The organism is Phytopseudomonas flavescens (assembly GCF_900100535.1).
In the GTDB taxonomy this organism is placed as follows: Bacteria; Pseudomonadota; Gammaproteobacteria; order Pseudomonadales; family Pseudomonadaceae; genus Aquipseudomonas; species Aquipseudomonas flavescens.
On record NZ_FNDG01000002.1, the window covers coordinates 112,911 to 133,665 of the forward strand.

Here is a 20,755-nt window from a genome sequence, read left to right on the forward strand (position 1 = left end):
TCAGTCGCCTCCGAAGCAGATCAGCCGGTCGGCCTGCTGCGCTGCCTCGTGCAACTGACCGAGGCCGGAGAGCACCCAGGGGGCCGGCAGATTGGCAGCCTGGCGTTCGTAGCGGCGCGCCTCCTGCTCATCGAGCACGCCACGGCGCAGGGCGGCGGCGATGCACACCACGCCGTCGAGTTGCCGGGTGGCGACGAACTCGCGCCACTGGCGGGCGACATCGGTTTCATCCTGGGGGCTGACGACATTGCCCGAGGCGCTGTGCACGCCCTCGGCATAGAAGAACAGGCGCACGATTTCGTGACCGCCTTGCATCACCGCTTCGGCGAAACGCAGGGCGCGGCGGGAGGAGGGTGCCGCAGGGGGCGAAAACAGGGCAATGGCGAATTTCATGAATGGCCCGGTTGCGTGATCAGGGCGCCATGATAAGGCCTGATTGACCAGGGTAGAAATGAAAAAGCCCATATCCGTGGACATGGGCCTTCTGACCTGCGGTGGCTGGTGCGCGCGTTACTTGATGTCGCGCTGGGTCGGGCCGGTGTACAACTGGCGCGGGCGACCGATCTTGTAAGGGCTGGAGAGCATTTCCTTCCAGTGCGAGATCCAGCCGACGGTACGCGCGAGGGCGAAGATCACGGTGAACATGCTGGTAGGAATGCCGATGGCCTTGAGGATGATGCCCGAGTAGAAGTCGACGTTCGGGTACAGGTTGCGTTCCTTGAAGTAAGGATCGTTACGGGCGATTTCGTCGAGCTTCATCGCCAGTTCCAGCTGCGGGTCATTGATGCCCAGCTCGGCCAGTACTTCGTCGCAGGTCTGCTTCATGACCTGGGCGCGTGGGTCGAAGTTCTTGTAGACGCGATGGCCGAAGCCCATGAGCTTGAACGGATCGTCCTTGTCCTTGGCCTTGGCGATGAAGGTGTCGATGTTCGATACGTCGCCGATCTCGTCCAGCATGGCCAGAACGGCTTCGTTGGCGCCGCCGTGGGCCGGGCCCCAGAGCGCAGCGATACCGGCAGCGATACAGGCGAACGGGTTGGCGCCCGAGGAACCGGCAAGGCGAACGGTGGAGGTGGAGGCGTTCTGCTCGTGATCGGCATGGAGGATGAAGATCCGGTCCATCGCCTTGGCCAGCACCGGGCTGATCGGCTTGGTCTCGCACGGTGTGTTGAACATCATGTGCAGGAAGTTTTCCGCGTAGCTCAGGTCGTTGCGCGGGTACATCATCGGCTCGCCCTTGGAGTACTTGTACACCATGGCGGCGATGGTCGGCATCTTGGCGATCAGGCGCTTCGCGGAAATGTCGCGATGCTGCGGGTTCTTGATGTCCAGGGAGTCGTGGTAGAAGGCGGAGAGGGCGCCGACCACGCCGCACATGACGGCCATCGGATGGGCGTCGCGGCGAAAGCCGTTGAAGAAGGTCTTCAGTTGCTCGTGCACCATGGTGTGGTTCTTGATGGTGTCGACGAAGCCGGCCTTCTGTTCTTCGTCGGGCAGTTCGCCGTTGAGCAGCAGGTAGCAGGTGTCCAGGTAGTCGGCTTTTTCGGCCAGTTGCTCGATGGGGTAGCCGCGGTGCAGCAGGACGCCCTTGTCACCATCGATGTAGGTGATCTTCGACTCGCACGAGGCGGTCGACATGAAACCGGGGTCGAAAGTGAAGTTGCCCGTGGCAGTCAGGCTTCGCACGTCGATCACATCAGGGCCAACGGTGCCGGATAAAACGGGCAGCTCGACGGGGGCTGCGCCCTCGATGATCAACTGCGCTTTTTTGTCAGCCATGTTTGGCCTCCTAGTTATGCTTGGAATCATCAGTCGGCCCCCCACGCAGGGCCCGCATCACTATAGTGTGATGAATCTGAAAGTCAATTTGCGAAAACCCACGCAATAGAAGGGTTTGAGTAGGGTGCCTGCGACAAAAGGGCGCGGCCTTTTACGCCATTTCCGGGGTTGACGCAATCGGTAGAAGGTCGAGGTAACCGCGTTGTCATTAGCGACCTAACTGTCTATACTCTGCGCCCGACTGCCAAGGGCCTTACCGCCCGGATTCTGGTGGTTGTCACTCCTTGGGTGATGGGTACCTGACCAGTGCGCTTCCCGACAACTCAGCCCTGATAGCTGGGGCTCTCAGTGTGATAATAAAGCCGTGAATAGCCAACGACCTGTAAACTTAGACCTTCGGACGATAAAACTCCCAGTCACTGCTTACACGTCCATTCTTCACCGTATATCCGGCGTGATCCTTTTCCTCGGCATTGCCGTGCTGCTGTTCGGGCTCGACAAATCGCTGTCTTCGGAAGAGGGCTTCGCTCAGGTGAAAGAATGCTTGACCAGCCCGCTGGCCAAGTTCGTGATCTGGGGACTTCTGTCCGCTCTGCTGTACCACCTGGTGGCCGGTGTACGCCACTTGATCATGGATGCTGGAGTCGGTGAGACGCTGGAAGGCGGCAAACGGGGTTCCAAAATCGTTCTCGTCGTATCGGCGATCGTGATCGTGCTGCTGGGGGTGTGGATATGGTAACCAATGTCACGAATTTCTCGCGTTCGGGCCTCTATGACTGGATGGCGCAGCGCGTTTCTGCGGTCGTTCTCGCGGCTTATGTCCTGTTTCTGCTCGGCTACATCGTCCTGAATCCAGGCATGGGCTATGCCCAGTGGCATGGCCTGTTCTCCAATAATGCAATGCGCATCTTCAGCATGCTGACCCTCGTCGCGCTGGGTATCCACGCCTGGGTCGGCATGTGGACGATCTCCACGGACTACCTGACGCCAACGGCGCTGGGCAAGTGGGCCACCGTTGTGCGTTTTCTGTTCCAGGCCGCGTGTGGCATCGCCATGTTCGTGTTCTTCGTCTGGGGCGTGCAGATTCTTTGGGGTTTCTGATTCATGACTAGCATTCGTACTCTTTCCTATGACGCCATCATCGTGGGTGGTGGCGGTGCCGGCATGCGCGCCGCACTGCAGTTGGCGCAGGGTGGCCACAAGACCGCCGTGGTCACCAAGGTCTTCCCGACCCGTTCCCATACCGTCTCCGCTCAGGGCGGCATCACCTGCGCCATCGCTTCGAACGACCCGAACGACGACTGGCGCTGGCACATGTACGACACCGTCAAGGGCTCCGACTACATCGGTGACCAGGACGCGATCGAATACATGTGTTCCGTCGGCCCGGAGGCCGTGTTCGAACTCGAGCACATGGGCCTGCCATTCTCCCGTACCGAGCAGGGCCGCATCTATCAGCGCCCGTTCGGTGGCCAGTCCAAAGGCCCGGACAACCCGACTCAGGCCGCCCGTACCTGCGCCGCTGCCGACCGTACCGGCCACGCGCTGCTGCACACCCTGTACCAGGCCAACCTGAAGGCCGGCACCTCGTTCCTCAACGAGTGGTACGCAGTGGATCTGGTCAAGAACCAGGACGGCGCCATCGTCGGCGTCATCGCCATCTGCATCGAAACCGGCGAGACCGTCTACATCCGCTCCAAGGCCGTGGTTCTGGCCACTGGCGGTGCTGGACGTATCTATGCCTCCACCACCAACGCCCTGATCAACACCGGTGACGGCGTAGGCATGGCGCTGCGTGCCGGCGTGCCGGTGCAGGACATCGAAATGTGGCAGTTCCACCCGACCGGTATCGCCGGCGCCGGTGTGCTGGTTACCGAAGGCTGCCGGGGTGAGGGCGGTTACCTGATCAACGCCCACGGCGAGCGTTTCATGGAGCGTTATGCGCCCAACGCCAAGGACCTGGCAGGTCGTGACGTGGTGGCCCGTTCCATGGTCAAGGAAGTCATCGCCGGTAACGGTTGTGGCCCTGACAAGGATCACGTACTGCTGAAGCTCGATCACCTCGGTGAGGAAGTGCTGCACAGCCGCCTGCCCGGCATCTGCGAACTGTCCAAGACATTCGCCCACGTCGACCCGGTCGTCGCGCCCGTTCCGGTCATCCCGACCTGCCACTACATGATGGGCGGCGTGGCCACCAACATCCATGGCCAGGCCATTACCCAGGATGCCAATGGTGTCGACCGAATCATCGAAGGTCTGTTCGCCGTGGGCGAAGTGGCCTGCGTATCGGTGCACGGCGCCAACCGCCTGGGCGGCAACTCGCTGCTCGATCTGGTGGTATTCGGTCGTGCCGCTGGCCTGCACCTGGAAAAAGCCCTGAAAGAAGGCGTGGAAGTTCGTGGTGCCAGCGAGACCGACATCGAGCAGTCGCTGGGGCGCCTGTCCGGTGTCAACGAGCGCAGCACGGGTGAAGAGGTCGCGCCGCTGCGCAAGGAACTGCAGCAGTGCATGCAGAACTACTTCGGTGTATTCCGTACCGGCGAATACATGAAGAAGGGCATCGCTCAGTTGGCTGACCTGCGCGAGCGCATCGCCAGCGTCCGCATCGCTGACAAGAGCCAGGCCTTCAATACCGCGCGCATCGAAGCGCTGGAGCTGCAGAACCTGCTGGAAGTCGCCGAGGCCACTGCTGTCGCCGCCGATACCCGTACCGAATCTCGCGGCGCCCATGCCCGTGAAGATTACGAGGATCGTGACGACACCAACTGGTTGTGCCATAGCCTGTACTTCCCGGGGGAGAAACGTGTGACGAAGCGTGACGTCAACTTCTCGCCGAAGACGGTTCCGGCATTTGAACCCAAAGTTCGTACTTATTGAGGGTGGCTACCATGTCTCTTGGCAAAAGCTTGAAAGTCAGCGTTTATCGCTACAATCCGGAAACGGACAAGGCGCCCTTCATGCAGGACTTCGACATCGAGATCGACGGCAAGGATCTGATGGTGCTCGACGTGCTGGCCCTGATCAAGGAGCAGGACGAGGGCTTCTCCTACCGTCGCTCCTGCCGTGAGGGTGTGTGCGGTTCCGACGGCATGAACATCAGTGGCAAGAACGGCCTGGCCTGCATCACGCCGATTTCTACCGTCGTCAAGGGCAACAAGCTGGTCATTCGTCCGCTGCCCGGCCTGCCGGTCATCCGTGACCTGGTCGTCGACATGAGCATCTTCTACAAGCAGTACGAGAAGGTGCAGCCGTTCCTGCAGAACGACACGCCGGCGCCGGCCATCGAGCGCCTGCAGTCGCCGCACGAACGCGAGAAGCTGGATGGCCTGTACGAGTGCATCCTGTGCGCCTGCTGCTCGACCAGCTGCCCGTCGTTCTGGTGGAACCCGGACAAATTCCTGGGCCCGGCCGCGTTGTTGCAAGCCTATCGCTTCCTGGCCGACAGCCGCGACACCAAGACCGCGGAACGATTGGCGTCTTTGGATGATCCATTCAGTGTATTCCGCTGCCGCGGCATCATGAACTGCGTGAACGTCTGCCCCAAAGGGTTGAACCCGACCAAGGCTATCGGTCACGTACGCAACATGCTGCTGCAGAGCGGCACCTGATCCATCGCTCTTTAGCTTGACCCGCAACGCCTGCCGCACCGACGTCATGTCGGTGTTGCAGTATCGCCAGGGCGTCGGCCTAGCCGCCGATGTCCTTATACGAAATATGACGACCAGCAGGGGCATCCGGGCTGGTGCCCGGACTACCTGCGGGATTCTTGGTGGCTTTGTCGAAGTCGCTGCTACATGACTTCGAAAGCCGGATGGCGTCCTCGCCGGTGGTGTCCCCTTACCGAGGGTGACCAAGCATGCAAGAAAGCGTGATGCAGCGCATGTGGGACAGTGCCCACCTATCCGGTGGTAACGCTGCCTACGTGGAAGAGCTCTATGAGCTCTACCTGCACGATCCCAACGCCGTGCCGGAAGAGTGGCGCACTTATTTCGATAAGTTGCCGTCTGAGGGCAGTACCGCCAATGACGTATCGCACTCGACGATTCGTGATCATTTCGTGTTGCTGGCCAAAAACCAGCGTCGCGCTCAGCCGGCATCGGCCGGTACCGTGAGCAGCGAGCACGAGAAGAAGCAGGTCGAAGTGTTGCGGTTGATTCAGGCATTCCGCATGCGTGGCCATCAAGCGGCTCAGCTCGATCCGCTGGGGCTGTGGCAGCGCCCTGTTCCTGCTGATCTGTCGATCAGCCATTACAGCCTTACCGACGCGGATCTGGATACCACCTTCCGCACGGGTGGTCTGGCAATCGGCAAAGAAGAAGCTACTTTGCGGGAAATCCGCGACGCTTTGCAGCAGACATATTGTCGCACCATCGGCTCCGAGTTCACCCACATCACCGATTCCGAGCAACGCAGCTGGTTCCAGCAGCGTCTGGAAAGCGTGCGTGGCCGCCCTCAGATCTCCGCAGAGGCACAAAGCCACCTGCTCGAGCGCCTGACGGCGGCCGAAGGCCTGGAAAAATACCTGGGTACCAAATACCCGGGCACCAAGCGCTTCGGTCTGGAAGGCGGCGAGAGCCTGATCCCGTTGCTCGACGAAATCATCCAGCGCAGCGGCTCCTATGGCACCAAGGAAATCGTCATCGGCATGGCCCACCGGGGCCGTCTTAACGTGCTGGTCAACACCTTCGGCAAGAACCCGCGCGACCTGTTCGACGAGTTCGAGGGCAAGAAGGTCGAAGGCCTGAGCTCCGGTGACGTCAAGTATCACCAGGGCTTCTCCTCCAACGTGATGACCTCGGGTGGCGAAGTGCACCTGGCGCTGGCGTTCAACCCGTCCCACCTGGAAATCGTTTCCCCGGTGGTCGAGGGTTCGGTGCGCGCCCGCCAGGATCGCCGCAGTGACGTGGCGGGCGACAAGGTCCTGCCAATTTCCCTGCACGGTGACGCGGCATTCGCCGGTCAGGGCGTGGTCATGGAAACCTTCCAGATGTCGCAGACCCGTGCCTACAAGACGGGCGGCACCATCCACATCGTCATCAACAACCAGGTGGGTTTCACCACCAACCGTGCCGACGACGCGCGTTCCACCGAGTATGCCACCGACGTCGCCAAGATGATCCAGGCGCCGATCTTCCATGTGAATGGCGATGATCCGGAAGCGGTACTGTTCGTCACCCAGCTGGCGGTCGACTACCGCATGCAGTACAAGCGTGACGTGGTCATCGACCTGGTCTGCTACCGTCGCCGCGGCCACAACGAGGCCGACGAGCCGAGTGGCACCCAACCGCTGATGTACCAGCAGATCGCCAAGCAGCGCACCACCCGTGAGCTGTATGCAGAGGCGCTGACCAACGCCGGACGCCTGTCGGCCGAAGCCGTTCAGGCGCCTGTCGACGAGTACCGCACCGCGCTGGACAACGGTCAGCACGTGGTCAAGAGCCTGGTCAAGGAGCCGAACAAGGAACTGTTCGTCGACTGGCGCCCGTACCTGGGCCACACCTGGACCGCGCGTCACGACACCCGTTTCGACCTGAAGACCCTGCAGGAGCTGTCCAACAAGCTGTTGGAAACCCCGGATGGCTTCGTGGTCCAGCGTCAGGTCACCAAGATCTACGAAGATCGCCAGAAGATGGGCGCCGGCGGCTTGCCGCTGAACTGGGGCTACGCCGAAACCATGGCCTACGCGACGCTGCTCGTCGAGGGCCATCCGATCCGTATCACTGGCCAGGACGTGGGCCGCGGTACCTTCTCGCATCGCCATGCGGCGCTGCACAACCAGAAGGACGGCAGCACCTATCTGCCCCTGCAGAACCTCTACGAAGGTCAGCCGCGCTTCGACCTGTACGACTCGTTCCTGTCGGAAGAAGCGGTGCTGGCATTCGAGTACGGCTACGCCACTACCACGCCGAACGCCCTGGTGATCTGGGAAGCCCAGTTCGGCGACTTCGCCAACGGTGCCCAGGTGGTGTTCGACCAGTTCATTTCCAGCGGCGAAACCAAGTGGGGTCGCCTGTGCGGCCTGACCATGCTGTTGCCGCACGGTTACGAAGGGCAGGGCCCGGAGCACTCTTCGGCACGCCTGGAGCGCTATCTGCAACTGTGCGCCGAGCACAACATCCAGGTGGCGGTGCCAACCACGCCGGCACAGATCTACCACCTGTTGCGTCGTCAGGTCATCCGGCCGTTGCGCAAGCCGCTGGTGGTGTTGACGCCCAAGTCGCTGCTGCGCCACAAACTGGCCGTATCGACCCTGGAAGACCTGGCCGAAGGTTCGTTCCAGACCGTCATCCCGGAAATCGATGCGCTGGACCCGAAGAAGGTCGAGCGTCTGGTGCTGTGCAGCGGCAAGGTCTACTACGACCTGCTGGAGAAGCGCCGTGCCGAAGGCCGCGACGATATCGCCATCGTGCGTATCGAGCAGCTGTATCCGTTCCCGGAAGACGATATGAACGAGGTGTTCGCCAGCTACAAGAACCTCAAGCATGTCGTCTGGTGCCAGGAAGAGCCGATGAACCAGGGCGCCTGGTATTGCAGCCAGCACCACATGCGTCGTGTTGCCACGGCGCACAAGAAATCCCTGGTGCTCGAGTATGCGGGGCGTGATGCTTCGGCAGCTCCGGCTTGTGGCTACGCTTCGCTGCACGCCGAACAGCAGGAAAAACTGCTGCAGGATGCTTTCACCGTTTAACGCCATCGCGATGCAAGCGGCCGCCGAGGCCGCTTCCTCGAACAAACCGAATTTAAGGAACAAGACACAATGGCTATCGAGATCAAAGCCCCTACATTCCCCGAATCGGTCGCCGACGGCACCGTGGCCACCTGGCACAAGAAGCCGGGCGAAGCGGTCAAGCGCGATGAGCTGATCGTCGACATCGAAACCGACAAGGTCGTGATCGAAGTACTGGCCGAGGCCGATGGCGTTGTCGCCGACATCGTCAAGAACGAAGGCGATACCGTGCTGAGCAACGAAGTGCTGGGCACACTGACCGAAGGCGGCGCCGCCGCTCCGGCCGCTGCCCCGGCACAAGCCGCAGCCGCCCCGGCTCAGGCCGCAGCCCCTGCCGCCGCAGCCGCTGGCGATGACCAGATCCTTTCGCCGGCCGCTCGCAAGCTGGCCGAGGAAAATGGCATCGACCCGAACAGCATCAGCGGTTCCGGCAAGGGCGGTCGCGTGACCAAGGAAGACGTGGTTGCCGCCGCCTCCGCCAAGAAGAACGCTCCGGCTGCCGCGCCTGCTGCCAAGCCCGCCGCTGCTGCAGCTCCGGTGGTCGCCGCTGCCGGCGATCGCACCGAGAAGCGCGTGCCGATGACCCGCGTACGGGCCACCGTCGCCCGTCGCCTGGTCGAGGCACAGTCGAACATGGCCATGCTGACCACCTTCAACGAAGTCGACATGTCCGAGATCATGGCACTGCGTTCGAAGTACAAGGACCAGTTCGAGAAAGCCCACAACGGCACGCGCCTGGGCTTCATGTCCTTCTTCGTCAAGGCGGCCACCGAGGCGCTGAAGCGTCTGCCGGCAGTCAATGCCTCGATCGATGGCAACGACATCGTCTACCATGGCTACCAGGACATCGGCGTAGCCGTTTCCAGCGACCGTGGTCTGGTCGTGCCGGTGTTGCGCAACGCCGAACTGATGGGGCTGGCCGACATCGAGGCTGGTATCGCCGCCTACGGCAAGAAAGCCCGTGACGGCAAGCTGTCCATCGAAGAGATGACGGGCGGCACCTTCACCATCACCAACGGTGGTACCTTCGGTTCGATGATGTCGACGCCGATCGTCAACCCGCCGCAGGCCGCGATCCTCGGCATGCACAACATCATCCAGCGCCCGGTTGCGGTGAACGGCCAGGTGGTGATTCGCCCGATGATGTACCTGGCACTGTCCTATGATCACCGCCTGATCGACGGCAAAGAAGCCGTGACTTTCCTGGTGACCATCAAGAACCTGCTGGAAGACCCAGCTCGTCTGCTGCTGGACATCTAATACACCAGCCTTGAGCTGCAAGCGCCGCGCTTCGAGTAGAAGCGCTGCGTTTTGCAGCTTGAGGCTTGAAGCTTGACGCTGAAAAGGAATCTTTTATGAGCCAGAAATTCGACGTGGTAGTCATCGGTGCCGGCCCTGGCGGCTACGTGGCCGCCATCAAGGCTGCACAACTCGGCCTGAAAACCGCGTGCATCGAGAAATACCAGGACAAGGACGGCAAGATCGCTCTCGGTGGTACCTGCCTGAACGTCGGTTGTATCCCGTCCAAGGCGCTGCTGGACAGCTCCTGGAAATACCACGAAGCCCACGAAGGCTTCGCCGCCCATGGCATCAGCGCCAAGGGCGTGAGCATCGACGTACCGGCCATGGTCGGTCGCAAGAACACCATCATCAAGAACCTGACCGGCGGCGTGGCCGGCCTGTTCAAGGCAAACGGCGTCACCCTGCTGGAAGGCCATGGCAAGCTGCTGGCCGGCAAGAAAGTCGAAGTCACCGACAAGGACGGCAAGACCTCCGTGGTCGAGGCGGACAACGTGATCCTGGCCTCCGGCTCGCGCCCGATCGACATCCCGCCGGCTCCGGTCGATCAGGACGTCATCGTCGATTCCACCGGTGCGCTGGAATTCCAATCGGTACCGAAGAAGCTGGGCGTCATCGGCGCTGGCGTCATCGGTCTGGAGCTGGGCTCGGTGTGGGCCCGTCTGGGCGCTGAAGTGACTGTGCTGGAAGCGCTGGACAAGTTCTTGCCGGCCGCTGACGAAGCGGTTGCCAAGGAAGCGCTGAAGACCCTCACCAAGCAGGGGTTGGACATCAAACTGGGCGCTCGCGTGACCGGTTCCGAAGTCAAGAAGAAACAGGTCACCGTCAACTACACCGATTCCGCAGGCGAGCAGAAGATCGTTTTCGACAAACTGATCGTGGCCGTCGGCCGTCGCCCGGTTACCACCGATCTGCTGGCTTCGGACAGCGGCGTGGACCTGGACGAGCGTGGCTACATCTTCGTCGACGACCAGTGCGCCACCAGCGTGCCGGGCGTATACGCCATCGGTGACGTGGTGCGCGGCATGATGCTGGCCCACAAGGCCTCGGAAGAGGGCGTGATGGTTGCCGAGCGGATCAAAGGTCACAAGGCGCAGATGAACTATGACCTGATCCCTTCGGTCATCTACACCCACCCGGAAATTGCATGGGTCGGCAAGACCGAGCAGCAACTGAAGGGCGAGGGCGTCGCCGTCAATGTCGGCACCTTCCCGTTCGCCGCCAGCGGCCGTGCCATGGCAGCCAATGACACCGGTGGTTTCGTCAAGGTCATCGCCGATGCCAATACCGATCGCGTACTGGGTGTACACGTGATCGGTCCGAGTGCCGCGGAGCTGGTGCAGCAAGGCGCCATCGGCATGGAGTTCGGCACCAGTGCCGAAGACCTGGGCATGATGGTCTTCTCGCACCCGACCCTGTCCGAAGCCCTGCACGAAGCAGCGCTCGCAGTAAACGGCGGCGCGATTCACATCGCCAACCGCAAGAAACGCTAAGAAGTCGTTCGTTCGGTGCCGGCCTGCGGGCCGGTGTCGTTCAGGCGATTTTTCGCGAAGCAGAACCACGGCGTATTGCCCGCGCAGGGCTCAGGCCCATGCGCGGAATGTGCGCCGGACTGCCTCGAGGCGGTCACAGGTGGTGCGGCACGCAAGTGCAGCACCGATGCGCAATACCTAAACGAAGACGGTAGACAAGCATGAATCTTCACGAGTATCAGGGTAAGCAGCTGTTCGCTGAATACGGCCTGCCCGTATCCAAGGGCTTCGCCGTAGACACCCCGGAAGAGGCCGCAGCGGCCTGCGAAAAGATCGGTGGTACCGAGTGGGTCGTCAAGGCTCAGGTACACGCTGGTGGCCGCGGTAAAGCGGGTGGTGTGAAACTGGTCAAGAGCAAGGAAGACGCCAAGGCTTTCGCCGCCAACTGGCTGGGCAAGCGTCTGGTGACCTACCAGACTGACGCCAATGGTCAGCCTGTCACCAAGATCCTGGTCGAGTCCTGCACCGACATCGCCAAGGAGCTGTACCTGGGCGCGGTAGTCGACCGCTCCAGCCGTCGCATCGTGTTCATGGCGTCCACCGAAGGTGGCGTGGACATCGAGAAGATCGCTCACGAAACGCCTGAGAAGATCCTCAAGGCCACTATCGATCCGTTGGTCGGCGCTCAGCCGTTCCAGGGTCGCGAACTGGCATTCCAGCTGGGTCTGGAAGGCAAGCAAGTCGCTCAGTTCGCCAAGATCTTCGTAGGTCTGGCCAAGCTGTTCAAGGATCACGACCTGGCGCTGCTGGAAGTGAACCCGCTGGTCATCAAGGCAGACGGCGACCTGCACTGCCTGGACGCGAAGATCAACATCGACGCTAACGCCATGTACCGCCAGCCGAAGCTGAAGACTTTCCACGACCCGTCGCAGGACGACGCCCGTGAAGCCCATGCCGCCAAGTTCGAACTGAACTACGTTGCGCTCGAAGGCAACATCGGCTGCATGGTCAACGGTGCCGGCCTGGCCATGGGTACCATGGACATCGTCAACCTGCACGGCGGCAAGCCAGCCAACTTCCTCGACGTAGGTGGCGGCGCTACCAAAGAGCGCGTGACCGAAGCCTTCAAGATCATCCTGTCCGACAGCAACGTAGCTGCCGTTCTGGTGAACATCTTCGGCGGTATCGTTCGTTGCGACATGATTGCCGAAGGCATCATCGGTGCAGTGAAGGAAGTCGGCGTCAAGGTTCCGGTTGTCGTCCGTCTGGAAGGCAACAACGCTGAACTGGGTGCCAAAGTCCTGGCCGAAAGCGGCCTGAACATCATCGCGGCAACCAGCCTGACCGACGCTGCTCAGCAAGTCGTCAAAGCTGCGGAGGGCAAGTAATGAGCGTCCTGATCAATAAAGACACCAAGGTTATCTGCCAGGGTTTCACTGGTTCGCAAGGTACCTTCCACTCCGAACAAGCCATCGCCTACGGCACCAAGATGGTTGGCGGCGTGACCCCAGGCAAAGGCGGTACTACCCACCTGAACCTGCCCGTGTTCAACACCGTGAAAGAAGCCGTGGAAGCCACTGGCGCCGATGCGTCGGTCATCTACGTCCCGGCTCCTTTCTGCAAGGACTCGATCCTGGAAGCTGCCTTTGGCGGCATCAAGCTGATCGTGTGCATCACCGAAGGCATCCCGACCCTCGACATGCTCGACGCCAAGGTCAAGTGTGACGAGCTGGGCGTTCGCCTGATCGGTCCTAACTGCCCGGGCGTTATCACCCCGGGCGAGTGCAAGATCGGCATCATGCCGGGTCACATCCACCTGCCAGGCAAGGTAGGCATCGTGTCGCGTTCCGGCACCCTGACCTATGAAGCCGTCAAGCAGACCACCGACGCCGGCTTCGGCCAGTCCACCTGCGTGGGCATCGGTGGTGACCCGATCCCGGGCTCCAACTTCATCGACATCCTGAAGCTGTTCCAGGAAGACCCGAAGACCGAAGCGATCGTCATGATCGGCGAGATCGGCGGTTCGGCTGAAGAAGAAGCGGCTGCCTACATCAAGGCCAACGTCACCAAGCCTGTGGTTTCCTACATCGCTGGCGTGACCGCGCCTCCCGGCAAGCGTATGGGCCATGCTGGCGCCATCATTTCCGGCGGCAAAGGCACTGCAGACGAGAAATTCGCTGCACTGCAGGACGCGGGTGTGAAAACCGTGCGTTCCCTGGCTGACATCGGCAAGGCCCTGGCCGAGCTGACCGGTTGGGAAGTGAAGAAGGCGTAAGCCATCTGATCTGATCGAAGAAGGCCACCCTCGGGTGGCCTTCTTTTTTGCCCGGAAAAGTTGTTCAGGCGACAGCCGCTTACAGCCAATGGTCAGGTGGGCTGGCACGGGCAGGGCGGTTGCGGCAAAATCATTAGCCTTGCAACTAATAGGTTTCGTCTCTACCCGAGACGGGCCCGCAATCAAGGTTCGCGCCACGAGAGCGAACGACGTTTCCCACTATCCATCGGGATTCCCTCTCTCAACTCCGATTTAGCGATGTGGTATTTCTTTAAATGACTTTTCTGAAAAGCCAGGATGTGCTCGCCCTGGGCTTCATGACGTTTGCCCTGTTCGTCGGGGCCGGCAACATTATTTTCCCGCCCATCGTCGGCATGCAGGCCGGTCCCCACGTGTGGCTGGCCGCGCTGGGCTTCTTGATCACTGCAGTCGGTCTGCCGGTGATCACCCTGATCGCCTTGGCCAAGGTCGGTGGTGCCATGGACGCGCTGAGCAGTCCGATCGGCAAGGCTGCCGGTGTGCTGCTGGGTACGGTCTGCTACCTGGCGGTCGGCCCGCTGTTCGCCACGCCGCGAACCGCCACGGTGTCCTTCGAGGTGGGTCTGGCGCCGTTGACCGGCGAAAGCCCGTTGGCCCTGTTCATCTACAGCCTGGTGTATTTCGTGATCGTGCTGGGCGTCTCCCTGTACCCGGGGCGATTGCTGGACACCGTTGGGCGCGTGCTCGGCCCGATGAAGATCCTCGCCCTGCTGATTCTCGGCGGCACGGCCTTCGTGCTGGCACCCGGCGAAGCAGGGCCTGCGACTGGCGCCTATGAGGCCGCGCCATTTTCCCAGGGCTTCGTCAACGGTTACCTGACCATGGATACCCTGGGTGCGCTGGTCTTCGGCATCGTCATCGTCAATGCCATCCGCTCCCGTGGCGTCGAATCGCCGCAACTGATCACCCGTTACGCCATCATCGCCGGGCTGATTGCCGGGGTCGGCCTGGCGCTGGTGTACATCAGCCTGTTCCGCCTGGGGGCGGGCAGCCATGCCATCGCGGCTGGCGCCACCAATGGCGCGGCGGTGCTGCATGCCTACGTTCAGCACACCTTCGGGGCGTTGGGCAGCGGTTTCCTGGCCGTACTGATCTCCCTGGCCTGCCTGGTCACGGCGGTTGGCCTGACCTGCGCCTGTGCGGAGTACTTCAGCCGTCTGGTGCCCTTGTCCTATCGCAGCCTGGTGGTGATCCTCGCTGCATTCTCGCTGCTGGTATCCAACCTGGGCCTGACCAAGCTGATCCAGATATCCGTGCCGGTTCTCACCGCCATCTACCCGCCGTGCATCGTGCTGATCGCCCTGAGCTTCTGCTGGGGGCTGTGGAACTCGGCCGGTCGTGTGGTCGGGCCGGTGATGTTGGTGGCGACGCTGTTCGGTATCGTCGATGGCCTGAAGACCGCCGGCCTGGACGGCAGCCTGCCGCAGTGGATGGTCAAACTGCCACTGGCCGAGCAGGGCCTGGCCTGGTTGCTGCCGGCGGCCATCATGCTGGCCCTTGCCAGTGGTTACGACTGGCTGCGTGGCAAGCCGCAGGAAGTGCTGGCCTGAGCATATCCGGTTGATCGAAAGCCGCTCGTATCAGGTTGTGTGAAAACTAATGCGCTCGCTCATGCGGCGTTAAAACCGGCGGGGATGCCAGCCCAGTAAAAATGCTCATTTACAGCTCGTAAACTGCGCTTTTGACTTACTTGGTTCGCCCTGTGGGCCAGCCTCGGCTGTTACTCCACTGCGCTGCGTTTCGCCGGTTTGCGGGGGCGCCTAGCCCTTGCCTGACCTTCGCTCGCTACGTTTTCACAAAGCCTGCAATGAGCGGCTTTTTCTTATCTCGCCTGGCTATAATCGCTCCAGCCTTACAAGGAGCTTGCATGCCCATCAGCGAAGACTATCTGCCGCATCTACTGGCCGTTCTCTGGTTCGTGATCTGCTGGGGCGGCTATACCCGCTATGCCCACGCGAAGGGCCGCACCACGCCCTGCCTGGCCAGCGTCCTGCACCTCTATCGCGAGGACTGGATGCGGCGCATGCTGTTGCGCGACAACCGCATCGCCGACGCCAACGTGATCGGCAACCTCGAGCGCAATGCGTCGTTCTTCGCTTCCAGCACGCTGATCATCCTGGCCGGCATCCTTACCGTGCTCGGTGCGTCGGATCGTGCGGTATCGCTGTTGGCCGACCTGCCATTCGTGCAGGTCGCCAGCCGTGGCATGTCGGAAGCCAAGCTGTTGTGCCTGGGCGTGGTCTTCGTCTATGCCTTCTTCACGTTCAGCTGGTGCATGCGCCAATACAACTTCGCGGCGGTACTGGTGGGTTCGGCGCCGATGATCGGTGAGCGGCATGTCACCGAGCAGGAGCGCAAGGCGTTCGGCGAGCGAACCGCGCGGGTCATCTCGATGGCGGCCAACCAGTTCAACTATGGGCTGCGCGCCTACTATTTCGGCATGGCGACCCTGGCGTGGTTCATCAACCCCTGGTTCTTCATGATCGTGACCGCTGGTGTCGTGGTGGTGCTGTATCGACGCGAATTCCATTCCGATGTGCTGGAAGTGATGGTGTACACACAAACGCCGACATTCGAGCCGGCCAAGGAGAAAACCGAATGAGTATTCCGTTCTGGTGCATATTCATCAGCGCCGTGCTGATCTTCGTGGCCAAGGCGCCGCTGGCCAAGGCGATGAAAGAGGAGGGTGGGCGCTACGACAACCATCATCCCCGAGCACAGCAGGCACGCTTGAGCGGATTCGGCGCACGTGCGCTGGCCGCGCATCAGAACAGCTTCGAGGCGTTTCCGCTGTTTGCAGTGGGAGTCTTGATGGCCCATGTCACCCAGAGCAGCGGCTGGCTGGTGGACTGGCTGGCGGTGATCTTCGTGATCGCGCGGGTGTTCTATCTGGTTTTCTACTGGGCTGATCTGCACTGGCAGCGCAGTCTGGTATGGGCAATCGGGATGGGCTGCACGCTGTTGTTGATGCTGGCGCCAGCATTGCGATAAAGCGGGGCGTGGGGGGAGAAGCGCGTTACCCGCAGCAGGCTGCGGGTAACGTGAAGACGACAGCTTATTGCTGTTTCTGAGCCGGCGCTGCCGGATCAGCGGGTGCAGCTGGAGCCGCAGGCGTTGCAGGTGCAGTGTTGGCCGGAGGGGTCTGAGCCTCTTCCTGCTGCTCTTCGGCACGCTCCTGAGCGGCCTCGGCTTCTTTCTGGGCCGCTTGGTTGCTCTCCTTGGCGGCGTCGTTCATCGACTCCTGAGCCTCGCTGCGAGCTTCCTGAGCGTCTTGTGCTTTGTTTTCGGATGGCTTGTCACAGGCCGCGAGGCCCAGCGTGGCAGCCAGCATGAAGGCGTAGGCGACTGATTTTTGCATGGGGGTGTCTCTCCTTTGGGTAAATACCATTACGGTTTTTCGAGACTTCAAAGTGGATATAAGTTCATTCCCTTTCCACTCAATGCCCGATAACGCACCGCACGCACCGCTGTAAGCACCAATTCAGGGCTCGTTGCGGTATGGAAATTTCCGGTTCGTCGCGGCAGGGCGCACATTTCGATGACTAATGTGATGCACCTTCCCGTGGGGCACGGGAAAATGAGTGTATCCGGCAGCGATGCCGGTAACTGACCCAAGGAAACTGAATGGACGCGTTGTTGATCCTCGGCGGTCTGCTGCTGATTATCGTCGGCCTGGTAATGCTGGTGATGCGCGGTTTCGCCACCAGCCTGCTGTGGGGCTGGGCGTGCCTGCTGCCGCCGCTGACGCTGCTGTTCATCGTATGCCACTGGCGGCGCGCCAGGCATGCGCTGGTCTGCTGCGCGCTGGGCATGATCCCGCTGGTGGTTGGCCTGGCGGTCATGGCAGGTCAGGATCCTCAGCGCCTGGAGGCCATCATCGGCCTCGAGTGGCTGACGCCCGAGAAGCCTGCGCCTGGCGAATTGCATACCCAGTTGTACGGCCAGCTCAACGGTGAACCGTTCGTGCCCCTGGAAGGCGAACTGACCGACGGTGTGCTCAGCCTGCGTGAGGGCCAGGACTTCTTCGCCCGTCGCGAGCTGATCATCCGTGGCCTGCCGCCCGCGGTAGATGGCCTGCGCCTGGATGTGCTGCCGGGCGACCAGGGGCCGTTGCCCGAGATCGAGCTCAACTGGCTGCTGCCCGACCAGGATCTGCCCGAAGCACGTCAGCTCCAGGGTGGCTATACCCTGCATCTGGATCTGCAGCCCGAGGCACCCAATCGCCTGGTGGGTGAGTTCCACCTGGTGCTGCCAGCGCAGTTCGAGACTACCTTGAGCGGCAAGGTCGAGGTGTTTCGCAACGGCCTGCGTTATCAGCAGGGCAGGGTGGATCGCCGCATCGATTCGCGCGACACCCTGGCCTACATCCTCACCGACTACCTGCAGCGCCGTTTCACCACCCGCGACGTGCAACTTTCGCCGTTGCCGGCTGCCAGCTTGACCGGCAGCAACCTGATGCTCGACGTGAGTGTTCGCATCGATGGCCGTGAACAGCGTTTGCCGGTCAGCCTGAGCAAGCACCCTGAGACGGGCTGGCGCGTGGATGATGACCGTTTCGCCGAATTGCCGGCTGCGCTCGCTCCGGAGCCTGCCGCTACTGCGGTTCAGCCTGCTGCGCCGCGCCAGCCCGACCCCCCGCAGGATCCACGCCGCGACTTTTCCCTGGTGCGCCTGCTCAGCGAGCCGCAGCGCTACGTCAACCAGCCGATGCGGGTGGTCAGCGACAAGGGCAGCGCCGCCCAGGGCCAATTCGTCGGTCTCGACGAGCAGGGGCAGATCATCCTGCGCCAGCGTCTCAACGGTTCGGGCGAAGCGCGCTTCGCGCTGTCGCCGGCGGATGTCGTCGATATCGAGCTGCTCGACGAGTGAATCGACGGTGACTTGAAGTTTTCCCGGCCCGCCCCCACCTGATGAGCATCCGCCGTACTGCGGCTTAGCCATCAATGTGGAGTTAGATGACCATGAGTGTGGAAACTCAAAAAGAAACCCTGGGCTTCCAGACCGAGGTAAAGCAACTGCTGCACCTCATGATCCACTCGCTGTATTCCAACAAGGAAATCTTCCTGCGCGAGTTGATCTCCAACGCCTCCGACGCCGTCGACAAACTGCGTTTCGAGGCGCTGGCCAAGCCCGAGCTGCTCGAGGGCGGCGCCGAGCTGAAGATCCGTGTGAGCTTCGACAAGGACGCCAGGACCGTCACTCTCGACGACAATGGCATCGGCATGAGCCGTGAAGAGGCCATCGCCCACCTCGGCACCATCGCCAAGTCCGGCACCGCCGACTTCCTGAAGAACCTCTCCGGCGACCAGAAGAAGGATTCCAGCCTGATCGGTCAGTTCGGCGTGGGCTTCTACTCGGCATTCATCGTTGCCGACAAGGTCGAAGTGTTCACCCGGCGTGCCGGTCTGTCGGCGGGCGAAGGGGTGCACTGGGCCTCCAAGGGCGAGGGTGACTTCGAGATCGCCACCGTCGAGAAAGCCGAGCGCGGTACCCGCATCGTCCTGCATCTCAAGAGCGGCGAAGAAGAGTTCGCCGACGGCTGGCGCCTGCGCAACGTCATCAAGAAATACTCCGACCATATCGGCCTGCCCATCGAACTGCCCAAGGAGTTCCACGGCGAGGACAAGGACAAGCCGGCCGAACCCGAGTGGGAAGTGGTCAACCGCGCCAGCGCGCTGTGGACGCGTCCGCGCACCGAGGTCACCGACGAGCAGTACCAGGAATTCTACAAACACGTTTCCCACGACTACGACAATCCGCTGAGCTGGAGCCACAACAAGGTCGAAGGCAAGCTGGAATACACCTCGCTGCTGTACGTGCCCGGCCGTGCGCCGTTCGACCTGTACCAGCGTGAGGCACCGCGTGGTTTGAAGCTCTATGTGCAGCGCGTGTTCATCATGGACCAGGCGGACGAGTTCCTGCCCCTGTACCTGCGCTTCATCAAGGGTGTGGTCGACTCCAACGACCTGTCGCTGAACGTCTCCCGCGAGATCCTGCAGAAGGACCCGGTGATCGACTCCATGAAGTCGGCACTGACCAAGCGCGTGCTGGACATGCTGGAGAAGCTGGCCAAGAACGAACCCGAGCAATACAAGGCGTTCTGGAAGAACTTCGGCCAGGTCCTCAAGGAAGGTCCGGCGGAAGACTTCGCCAACAAGGAGAAGATCGCCGGCCTGCTGCGCTTCGCCTCCACTGCCGAAGGCGAGGGTGAGCAGAGCGTTTCCCTGGGCGATTACATCGGCCGTCTCAAGGAAGGCCAGGACAAGATCTACTTCCTCACCGGCGAATCCTACGCGCAGGTCAAGAACAGCCCGCACCTGGAAGTCTTCCGCAAGAAGGGCATCGAAGTGCTGCTGCTCACCGACCGTATCGACGAGTGGCTGATGAGCTACCTCACCGAATTCGACGGCAAGTCGTTCATCGATGTGGCCCGCGGCGACCTGGATCTGGGCTCGCTGGACTCGGAAGAGGACAAGAAGGCCCAGGAAGAAGTCGCCAAGAGCAAGGAAGGTCTGGTCGAGCGTCTGAAAGGCGCGCTGGGTGAGCAGGTCGCGGAGGTTCGCGTCTCCCATCGCCTGACCGATTCGCCAGCCATCCTGGCCATCGGTGATCAGGACCTGGGTCTGCAGATGCGCCAGATTCTCGAGGCCAGTGGTCAAAAGGTGCCGGATTCGAAGCCGATCTTCGAATTCAACCCGAACCACCCGCTGATCGAGAAGCTGGATGCCGAGCCGGACGAAGACCGTTTCGGCGACCTGTCGCACATCCTCTTCGACCAGGCCGCCCTGGCTGCAGGCGACAGCTTGAAAGACCCGGCCGCCTACGTGCAGCGCCTGAACAAGCTGCTGGTCGAGCTCTCTGCCTGATCCGTTAGCCGCAACGCAAAACGCCGCTCATCCGAGCGGCGTTTTTGTATCTGGAGTCCGTAGCCTGGTTCCAGCGTCATTACATGTGGGAGCATTTCCCGGATATCACAGGCTGTGTAGGGTGGACGGCGCCTTATCCGTCCACCGTTCGGTATCTGGGTGGTGGATGGATAAGGCGTCATCCACCCTGCGCTTTGTGGACCGCTCGCGCCATGTGGAGCGGATTGCGCTGCGACGATATGCATCCACGATCATCAAACAAAGAAGCCCCGCTATCCATGAGATGACGGGGCTTCTG

At 61.5% G+C, this 20,755-nt stretch carries 17 protein-coding genes; 14 read left to right on the forward strand and 3 right to left on the reverse strand.

Going from position 1 to position 20,755, the window contains the following annotated elements; all coding sequences use genetic code 11:
* Together tusD and gltA are read right to left on the reverse strand one after the other, a co-directional pair.
* A complete protein-coding gene (tusD, locus tag BLR94_RS02640; protein ID WP_084303389.1) occupies window positions 1–393 on the reverse strand; it encodes a sulfurtransferase complex subunit TusD in 393 nt (130 codons plus the stop codon).
* A 117-nt stretch (window positions 394–510) separates the two neighbouring features.
* A complete protein-coding gene (gene gltA, locus BLR94_RS02645) occupies window positions 511–1,779 on the reverse strand; it encodes a citrate synthase (protein WP_084303388.1) in 1,269 nt (422 codons plus the stop codon).
* A 364-nt stretch (window positions 1,780–2,143) separates the two neighbouring features.
* Between gltA and sdhC the strand changes: the two genes are divergently transcribed.
* The 12 genes from sdhC (at window position 2,144) to BLR94_RS02705 (ending at window position 16,582) form a co-directional block, all read left to right on the forward strand.
* Window positions 2,144–2,518, forward strand: coding sequence for a succinate dehydrogenase, cytochrome b556 subunit (gene sdhC, locus BLR94_RS02650; RefSeq protein ID WP_084303387.1), 375 nt, complete (start codon window positions 2,144–2,146; stop codon window positions 2,516–2,518).
* Window positions 2,512–2,880 (forward strand): succinate dehydrogenase, hydrophobic membrane anchor protein, encoded by a 369-nt coding sequence (gene sdhD / locus BLR94_RS02655; RefSeq protein WP_084303386.1) that lies wholly within the window; start codon window positions 2,512–2,514, stop codon window positions 2,878–2,880. Before sdhC ends, sdhD begins: the two co-directional genes overlap by 7 nt.
* Before the next feature lie 3 nt (window positions 2,881–2,883).
* Window positions 2,884–4,656: a succinate dehydrogenase flavoprotein subunit gene (sdhA, locus tag BLR94_RS02660; RefSeq protein ID WP_084303385.1), complete on the forward strand. Its 1,773-nt coding sequence runs from the start codon at window positions 2,884–2,886 to the stop codon at window positions 4,654–4,656.
* Between the two features lie 11 nt (window positions 4,657–4,667).
* A complete protein-coding gene (locus tag BLR94_RS02665) occupies window positions 4,668–5,387 on the forward strand; it encodes a succinate dehydrogenase iron-sulfur subunit (RefSeq protein ID WP_084303384.1) in 720 nt (239 codons plus the stop codon).
* 248 nt (window positions 5,388–5,635) lie between these two features.
* A complete protein-coding gene (locus BLR94_RS02670) occupies window positions 5,636–8,467 on the forward strand; it encodes a 2-oxoglutarate dehydrogenase E1 component (RefSeq protein ID WP_084303383.1) in 2,832 nt (943 codons plus the stop codon).
* 69 nt (window positions 8,468–8,536) lie between these two features.
* Entirely contained in the window at window positions 8,537–9,766 is a 1,230-nt protein-coding gene (gene odhB, locus BLR94_RS02675) for a 2-oxoglutarate dehydrogenase complex dihydrolipoyllysine-residue succinyltransferase (protein WP_084303382.1), read from the forward strand.
* Window positions 9,767–9,861: 95 nt separating this feature from the next.
* Window positions 9,862–11,298, forward strand: a complete 1,437-nt coding sequence (gene lpdA, locus BLR94_RS02680) for a dihydrolipoyl dehydrogenase (protein WP_084303381.1) — start codon at window positions 9,862–9,864, stop codon at window positions 11,296–11,298.
* A 200-nt stretch (window positions 11,299–11,498) separates the two neighbouring features.
* Entirely contained in the window at window positions 11,499–12,665 is a 1,167-nt protein-coding gene (gene sucC / locus BLR94_RS02685) for an ADP-forming succinate--CoA ligase subunit beta (RefSeq protein WP_084303380.1), read from the forward strand.
* Entirely contained in the window at window positions 12,665–13,552 is an 888-nt protein-coding gene (gene sucD, locus BLR94_RS02690; protein WP_084303379.1) for a succinate--CoA ligase subunit alpha, read from the forward strand. Before sucC ends, sucD begins: the two co-directional genes overlap by 1 nt.
* 275 nt (window positions 13,553–13,827) lie before the next feature.
* Window positions 13,828–15,141, forward strand: coding sequence for a branched-chain amino acid transport system II carrier protein (gene brnQ / locus BLR94_RS02695; RefSeq protein ID WP_084303378.1), 1,314 nt, complete (start codon window positions 13,828–13,830; stop codon window positions 15,139–15,141).
* Between the two features lie 317 nt (window positions 15,142–15,458).
* Window positions 15,459–16,193, forward strand: coding sequence for a DUF599 domain-containing protein (locus tag BLR94_RS02700; protein WP_084303377.1), 735 nt, complete (start codon window positions 15,459–15,461; stop codon window positions 16,191–16,193).
* Window positions 16,190–16,582 (forward strand): MAPEG family protein, encoded by a 393-nt coding sequence (locus tag BLR94_RS02705; RefSeq protein ID WP_084303376.1) that lies wholly within the window; start codon window positions 16,190–16,192, stop codon window positions 16,580–16,582. The genes BLR94_RS02700 and BLR94_RS02705 overlap by 4 nt, the downstream gene beginning before the upstream one ends.
* A gap of 64 nt (window positions 16,583–16,646) precedes the next feature.
* Here BLR94_RS02705 and BLR94_RS02710 read toward each other — a convergent pair whose 3' ends face one another.
* Window positions 16,647–16,949 carry a hypothetical protein gene (locus tag BLR94_RS02710; protein ID WP_084303375.1) on the reverse strand — a complete coding sequence of 101 codons (303 nt, stop codon included), beginning with the start codon at window positions 16,947–16,949 and terminating at the stop codon, window positions 16,647–16,649.
* Between the two features lie 266 nt (window positions 16,950–17,215).
* On the opposite strand from BLR94_RS02710, the gene BLR94_RS02715 reads away from it, so the two are divergent.
* Together BLR94_RS02715 and htpG are read left to right on the forward strand one after the other, a co-directional pair.
* On the forward strand, window positions 17,216–18,460 hold the full coding sequence (locus BLR94_RS02715; RefSeq protein ID WP_084303374.1) for an MFS transporter: 1,245 nt from the start codon (window positions 17,216–17,218) through the stop codon (window positions 18,458–18,460).
* A 92-nt stretch (window positions 18,461–18,552) separates the two neighbouring features.
* A complete protein-coding gene (gene htpG / locus BLR94_RS02720; protein ID WP_084303509.1) occupies window positions 18,553–20,457 on the forward strand; it encodes a molecular chaperone HtpG in 1,905 nt (634 codons plus the stop codon).
* Window positions 20,458–20,755: the final 298 nt, after the last annotated feature.

Excerpts from the sequence above, each read along its gene's own strand:
- gltA (WP_084303388.1), bottom strand. The coding sequence starts at position 1,779 with ATGGCTGACAAAAAAGCGCAGTTGATCATCGAGGGCGCAGCCCCCGTC.
- sucC (WP_084303380.1), top strand. The coding sequence starts at position 11,499 with ATGAATCTTCACGAGTATCAGGGTAAGCAGCTGTTCGCTGAATACGGC.
- BLR94_RS02715 (WP_084303374.1), top strand. The coding sequence starts at position 17,216 with ATGGACGCGTTGTTGATCCTCGGCGGTCTGCTGCTGATTATCGTCGGC.
- BLR94_RS02665 (WP_084303384.1), top strand. The coding sequence starts at position 4,668 with ATGTCTCTTGGCAAAAGCTTGAAAGTCAGCGTTTATCGCTACAATCCG.
- htpG (WP_084303509.1), top strand. The coding sequence starts at position 18,553 with ATGAGTGTGGAAACTCAAAAAGAAACCCTGGGCTTCCAGACCGAGGTA.
- sucD (WP_084303379.1), top strand. The coding sequence starts at position 12,665 with ATGAGCGTCCTGATCAATAAAGACACCAAGGTTATCTGCCAGGGTTTC.
- sdhA (WP_084303385.1), top strand. The coding sequence starts at position 2,884 with ATGACTAGCATTCGTACTCTTTCCTATGACGCCATCATCGTGGGTGGT.
- lpdA (WP_084303381.1), top strand. The coding sequence starts at position 9,862 with ATGAGCCAGAAATTCGACGTGGTAGTCATCGGTGCCGGCCCTGGCGGC.
- sdhD (WP_084303386.1), top strand. The coding sequence starts at position 2,512 with ATGGTAACCAATGTCACGAATTTCTCGCGTTCGGGCCTCTATGACTGG.
- BLR94_RS02700 (WP_084303377.1), top strand. The coding sequence starts at position 15,459 with ATGCCCATCAGCGAAGACTATCTGCCGCATCTACTGGCCGTTCTCTGG.
- BLR94_RS02670 (WP_084303383.1), top strand. The coding sequence starts at position 5,636 with ATGCAAGAAAGCGTGATGCAGCGCATGTGGGACAGTGCCCACCTATCC.
- tusD (WP_084303389.1), bottom strand. The coding sequence starts at position 393 with ATGAAATTCGCCATTGCCCTGTTTTCGCCCCCTGCGGCACCCTCCTCC.
- brnQ (WP_084303378.1), top strand. The coding sequence starts at position 13,828 with ATGACTTTTCTGAAAAGCCAGGATGTGCTCGCCCTGGGCTTCATGACG.
- BLR94_RS02710 (WP_084303375.1), bottom strand. The coding sequence starts at position 16,949 with ATGCAAAAATCAGTCGCCTACGCCTTCATGCTGGCTGCCACGCTGGGC.
- odhB (WP_084303382.1), top strand. The coding sequence starts at position 8,537 with ATGGCTATCGAGATCAAAGCCCCTACATTCCCCGAATCGGTCGCCGAC.
- BLR94_RS02705 (WP_084303376.1), top strand. The coding sequence starts at position 16,190 with ATGAGTATTCCGTTCTGGTGCATATTCATCAGCGCCGTGCTGATCTTC.